At 34.0% G+C, this 5,197-nt stretch carries 6 protein-coding genes; 5 read left to right on the top strand and 1 reads right to left on the bottom strand.

Annotated features, from left to right (window positions below; all coding sequences use genetic code 11):
* Positions 1-361 precede the first annotated feature (361 nt).
* Entirely contained in the window at positions 362-991 is a 630-nt protein-coding gene (gene catB, locus AC4PL9_RS10235; RefSeq protein WP_343787648.1) for a type B chloramphenicol O-acetyltransferase, read from the bottom strand.
* 286 nt (positions 992-1,277) lie between these two features.
* Between catB and AC4PL9_RS10230 the strand changes: the two genes are divergently transcribed.
* From AC4PL9_RS10230 to AC4PL9_RS10210, 5 genes are all read left to right on the top strand, one after another.
* On the top strand, positions 1,278-1,817 hold the full coding sequence (locus AC4PL9_RS10230; RefSeq protein ID WP_491604654.1) for a GNAT family N-acetyltransferase: 540 nt from the start codon (positions 1,278-1,280) through the stop codon (positions 1,815-1,817).
* Between the two features lie 159 nt (positions 1,818-1,976).
* A complete protein-coding gene (locus tag AC4PL9_RS10225; protein WP_491604653.1) occupies positions 1,977-2,339 on the top strand; it encodes a DUF4180 domain-containing protein in 363 nt (120 codons plus the stop codon).
* Positions 2,340-2,431: 92 nt separating this feature from the next.
* Positions 2,432-2,836, top strand: coding sequence for a hypothetical protein (locus tag AC4PL9_RS10220; RefSeq protein ID WP_491604652.1), 405 nt, complete (start codon positions 2,432-2,434; stop codon positions 2,834-2,836).
* A 609-nt stretch (positions 2,837-3,445) separates the two neighbouring features.
* Positions 3,446-4,561, top strand: a complete 1,116-nt coding sequence (locus AC4PL9_RS10215; protein ID WP_491604651.1) for a GAF domain-containing protein — start codon at positions 3,446-3,448, stop codon at positions 4,559-4,561.
* A gap of 150 nt (positions 4,562-4,711) precedes the next feature.
* Positions 4,712-5,191, top strand: a complete 480-nt coding sequence (locus AC4PL9_RS10210; RefSeq protein ID WP_491604650.1) for a hypothetical protein — start codon at positions 4,712-4,714, stop codon at positions 5,189-5,191.
* The last annotated feature ends 6 nt before the right edge of the window (positions 5,192-5,197 follow it).

Genomic DNA, 5,197 nt, shown 5'->3' with positions numbered 1-5,197 from the left:
TCACTAAGGACGGTTTTAAACCGTCCTTTTTTGTTTTCCTAAACACTAATAGTCAACTATTTAAACAATAAGAAACAATTAAAAACAAAATAAACACATAAATTTGTGATACTATTTTGATACCCTTTTGACAATTCGGATTTAGAAAAGAATTATGTTAACCTTTTTCCTGAATGTACAACTTCGAAAGTTTTGGAAATTCAACTTGTTATTTTGGAATCACAAGAGAAAACTCAAAACAAATGAAAAAATTTGAAGAAACAACACTAATATTACAAGACTCTTAAAAGGGTATCAATCTGCACATTTCTCCTGGTTCAAAACAGTTATAATTAGGTGAACAAAAGCTAAAATTCAAAAATCACTTTCGATTCTTAAAATATTCGTACAACTGTTCTATATCATTGGAACATAAAACAGGAACGACATCGGCTAATTCGTTCTCATCCCAATCCCACCAACTCATTTCCAATAATTTTTCAATTGTAGTGTCGTTAAATCGTTTCTTAATCAATTTAGCAGGGTTTCCCCCTACAATTGAATAAGGCTCCACATCTTTTGTTACTAAAGCCCTACTTCCTATAACCGCCCCGTCACCAATTTTAATTCCAGGCATAATCATCGCTTCACTCCCTATCCAAACATCATTTCCCACAATGGTATCACCAGCTTTCTGAAAGCCATCTTTACTTGCCTGAAAAGCATCAATTTCGGACATATAGAAAAATGGAAAGCTCGATATCCAGTCATATCGATGTCCCTGATTTCCTGCCATAATAAAACTCACTCCGCTACCTATTGAACAATAAGATCCAATAATTAACTTGTCCACATCTTCTCTATCCGGAAACAGATACCTTGCACAATCATCAAAAGAATGTCCATGGTAATAGCCCGAATAATATGAAAACTTGCCTGCAATTATATTGGGATTCGTGATATGATCTTTAATAATTTTCCCCTTAAAAGGACTTTCAAAAAAATTATCCATTTTTTAATTATTTCATTGAAAAATCGGAGCACTACAGCCTACTTCTACAACTATCCTCTACAAAAGTAACTAAAAACACATGTAAACTCTCATTGGTAAAATGGTAGAATAAACACGTAAAAAACCCTTTTGATCATTCGTAATGATCTGTTATATTTGTCATATATGCTTCCCCACAAAGGGAAAGGATAACACAAGGCGTGAAATAATCTTCTTTTGGTAAAATGAGTTGCGTTTTTTACCAATGATCACCTTTGACAAAATAAACCGGATTAAAAATAGAACAATGAGTAGTAATTTTCAAAAAATAGAAACGGAACGATTTACGCTAAGACAATTTACAGAGGATGATTTAGAGAATGTTTTCAAAGGACTTTCTCATCCTGACATCATAAAATATTATGGGATAAGCTTCGATAGTTTAGAAGCGACAAAAGAACAAATCACCTGGTTTAGTGATCTGGAAAAAAATGAAACAGGAATATGGTGGGCAGTCTGCTCCAAAGACGGAAACGTATTTTACGGTGCAGGTGGACTCAATGACCTGGATAAAGACAATAAAAAGGCAGAGATTGGTTTTTGGCTACTTCCTGAATTTTGGGGAAAAGGAATTATGAAGGAAGTAATGCCCCTAATCTGTGAATATGGATTTAAAGAGTTAGGACTTCATCGAATTGAAGGATTTGTCGAGTCAGAAAACAAAAATTGTCAAAAAGGACTGGCAAAACTTGCTTTTAACTTGGAAGGAACAATGAAAGACTGCGAAATAAAAAATGGAGCATTTATAAGTCTTGACATTTACGCAATGATTAATCCTGAAGGATAAAAGCAGCACAGCTCTTTTCATATTTTCAGAAGTTTAATCCACAACAACCAGGTTGTTATTCTTATCGTAATGATTATGTAATTTCGACCTTTGAGGTTACGAAGGGGGGGTACGACCATCCTTTTTTTGTTCTCTGTCTTATTTATCAAAAGAATTAAAATGAAAATCAAAACACACGAAATTAATGATTCAAAAATTGCTGAACTATTGTCAGAAGAAAACCTTATAAATACTACTGAAGAAGGAATAGATATACTAGGGAGCCTTTATTATCAAGGGTTTGATAAAGTTATCATCCATCAAAAAAACATTACTCCAGACTTTTTCGAACTCAAAAATCGAATGGCAGGTGAAATCCTTCAAAAGTTTTCGACGTACCGTGTTCAATTAGCTATTGTAGGAGAGTTTTCAGCCTTCTCTGGTCAGAGCCTGAAAGATTTCATATACGAAAGCAATAAAGGGAAACAAGTTAATTTTGTTTCTTCTGTAACCGAAGCATTGGAGAAACTATCAGGGAACTGAATGTGATGAAAAGTAACGTAAACAACATTCTTGTGATTACTTTTAAAACGCTGCCCCTATAACATGTAAGAGACCTTATTTGTTCTACTACTATGATGAAGATCGTTTTTATGTTACTCTTATTTACAGCTATTTTTGACTGTACTGGTCAAAATAACACAATTAAGATCACCTCCACTCATTCAGATAGTTTGCACTTTCAGCAAATACAGAAGCAACTAGCCGGATGTTGGAAAACTAAAAACTATCAGTTCAGGTACCAGATTGATTATGGGTATGAATTTAAAAGTCGCATTCATTCTTCAGCTCCGTTTTTCAAAGTAATCATGAAAGAAAAAGAGGTCTACCTACAATGGTTTGAGATCACAGGGGGAGAAAGTCTCCAAAAGATACTCACTATTACTACAAATAAATTAATCGTTGAAAATGAAAATAAGCTGAAAGTAGTTTATCGAAAAAACAAAAATTGTTCTTCTCAACTAAAAGGAATAAAGTAATTAGTAACCAAAATCCCGATGCGTCATACTGAAAGTAGTATACTCGGTAGGCGACACGAAAACAAAGCCAGAAACCTATTTATTCTCACTAACCTGATCTATTTACTTTTGATTGTTCGTTATGTTTCGAGCTGTTTACTCCTTATTCCGTGTGAAAAAGCAAAAACAATCCAACTTTTACACCTTGTTTTTCAATAACTTAACCATCCCTGAAAACAAATTAGTGAAAATACAGAAGTATCACCATCCAAAAGCTTTGGAGCTTACGTATATAAAACAAAATTAGACTACATGAAATCGAATGCTATCAATCCAAAGCAAGTAAAGAAAAATAGGGATAAACACCTATTTAGCAATACATTAAAACACAGACATCTTTTCAAAAACTTCGAAAAAGGAGGATAGTGCTCTTAAAAAATGCTAAATTTGCAACCTCCCCTATCTTTCATATATTATGACCGAAGTAGTATACCGGATTTTTTACGGTAGTATGATTAGTTGCTTTATAAAATATAGATCATATCTTACAAAAAAGGTAAGTGTTTCACATCTTATAAAGCCCTATATATTAATTTAAAACAGTCAAATACAGACTAATTGCGTCAAAAAATGAAGAATCGATTAGAAGATGTTTATTCCTATAAACTTTTTGATACTCCCCCGGAAAAGGAGTTAGACGAAATTACGGAACTCGCCTCAATAATCTGTAACACTCCTATTTCCCTAATTACCATACTGGATGATAAACGACAATGGTTCAAATCAAATAAAGGTCTTGAGGTAAATGAAACAAAAGTTGAAGATTCCTTTTGCCAACACGCCTTGCACAAACCCAACGAAGTACTGGTTGTAAATGATGCATTCAAAGATCAACGATTCATCAACAATAAACTGGTTGTAGGGGATCCTTATATCCGCTTTTATGCCGGAGCACCTTTGGTAACCAAAGAAAACCATGTTCTGGGAACCTTATGCATTATCGACAGAAAGCCAAGGGAGTTTACCAAAGCGCAGGAAAGGGCTCTTCAGATTCTGGCCGAAAAAGCGATGATTATTATTGAGAATCACAAAACGTTTACGACACTGAACACCTCAGTAAAACTCAATATCGACCGGTTGACAAAAATCACAGAGAATATACCTCTCGGAATATTTGAATTAGTCGTTTCAGATTCAGGTAATATGAAGTTTTCATTTATAAGTGCGGGCATGAAAAAATTACATCCTGATATAAATCTGGATGAATGGATTAAAAATCTGAACACCATTTTTTCATTGACACACCCCGATGATATCCGACCTTTGCAAGCCGCTATAACCCGCTCAATAGAAAAAGAGATCCGACTCTATCATGAATATAGAGTGAAGCGGAATTCCGGTTATGATTGGTATGCGATAGAAGGACAACCCCACAAAGAAAAAGACGGAGAAACGATCATATATGGTGCATTTACGAATATTACGCATCATATTGAATATGAAAATGCTCTTGAACAAATAGCTTTCGACATTTCCCACGTTATGCGAAGACCTGTAACAACAATCCTGGGAATTACCAATCTACTTGAAACGGAACAGGACTTGTCTTCCGAAAAACTAAAAGAATATTTTGGTTATATAAAAACCGTAACACAGGAATTGGAACAATTTACAAGTAAATTAAACGATATTTATTCCGAAAAACAATCCAAAATAGCCAGTCACAACAACAGAGATAAAACATAATTTGACGCTTATTTTTGATTAAAGAAATCAATTCCGAAGTTAAAAATGCACAACTTAATAAAAACTCAATTGGGAATATCCGGTTAACATGAAAAATTTCTCAAACAAAAAATAGCTATCTTTAGCGGGACTCTTCAGCTCCTATGACAAATGACGATAAAGAGATACATATCAATACTTTTGAATGGGGTATTTATTCTGACTCTTCTGTTTTTTACTCTTGACGGGCTGACTTCATTTGAGATTAAAAGTCAAATATTAAAATCATATACTTACTACGGAAGTATGATAGTAACTCCTCTGGTATTGATCTGGAATGTATGGCAGGTTAAAACAAAAACAAGGAAAATAATTGGTTCCATACTTCCTGTATTGAGTTTAATTGCGATTTTGATAATAGGACCTTCCAAAATTGCTTTTTCTTCCTCAGCCTGGAAAACAGAGAAAATCCTCTATCAAAACGGACACCTGAATTTTAAAAAAGTTGAACTCCAAAGTCAAGACATTGGAGCGTTGGGATACAATAAAAGAACTGTTGAGGTGATTTATCTGACGGACTTGTTTATGATAATAAGCCCTGTAGAAAAAGACATTGAAAAAAGGGTTGAATGGATAAAAGTGAATGAATAACAAAGG

It is taken from the genome of Wandonia sp. (assembly GCF_984588085.1).
This window is presented reverse-complemented; position numbering and strand designations above follow the sequence as displayed.

Bases quoted from the DNA above. Each gene is read 5' to 3' on its own strand.
- AC4PL9_RS10225 (WP_491604653.1), top strand. From the start codon at position 1,977: ATGAAAATCAAAACACACGAAATTAATGATTCAAAAATTGCTGAACTA.
- AC4PL9_RS10230 (WP_491604654.1), top strand. From the start codon at position 1,278: ATGAGTAGTAATTTTCAAAAAATAGAAACGGAACGATTTACGCTAAGA.
- catB (WP_343787648.1), bottom strand. From the start codon at position 991: ATGGATAATTTTTTTGAAAGTCCTTTTAAGGGGAAAATTATTAAAGAT.
- AC4PL9_RS10210 (WP_491604650.1), top strand. From the start codon at position 4,712: ATGACGATAAAGAGATACATATCAATACTTTTGAATGGGGTATTTATT.
- AC4PL9_RS10220 (WP_491604652.1), top strand. From the start codon at position 2,432: ATGATGAAGATCGTTTTTATGTTACTCTTATTTACAGCTATTTTTGAC.
- AC4PL9_RS10215 (WP_491604651.1), top strand. From the start codon at position 3,446: ATGAAGAATCGATTAGAAGATGTTTATTCCTATAAACTTTTTGATACT.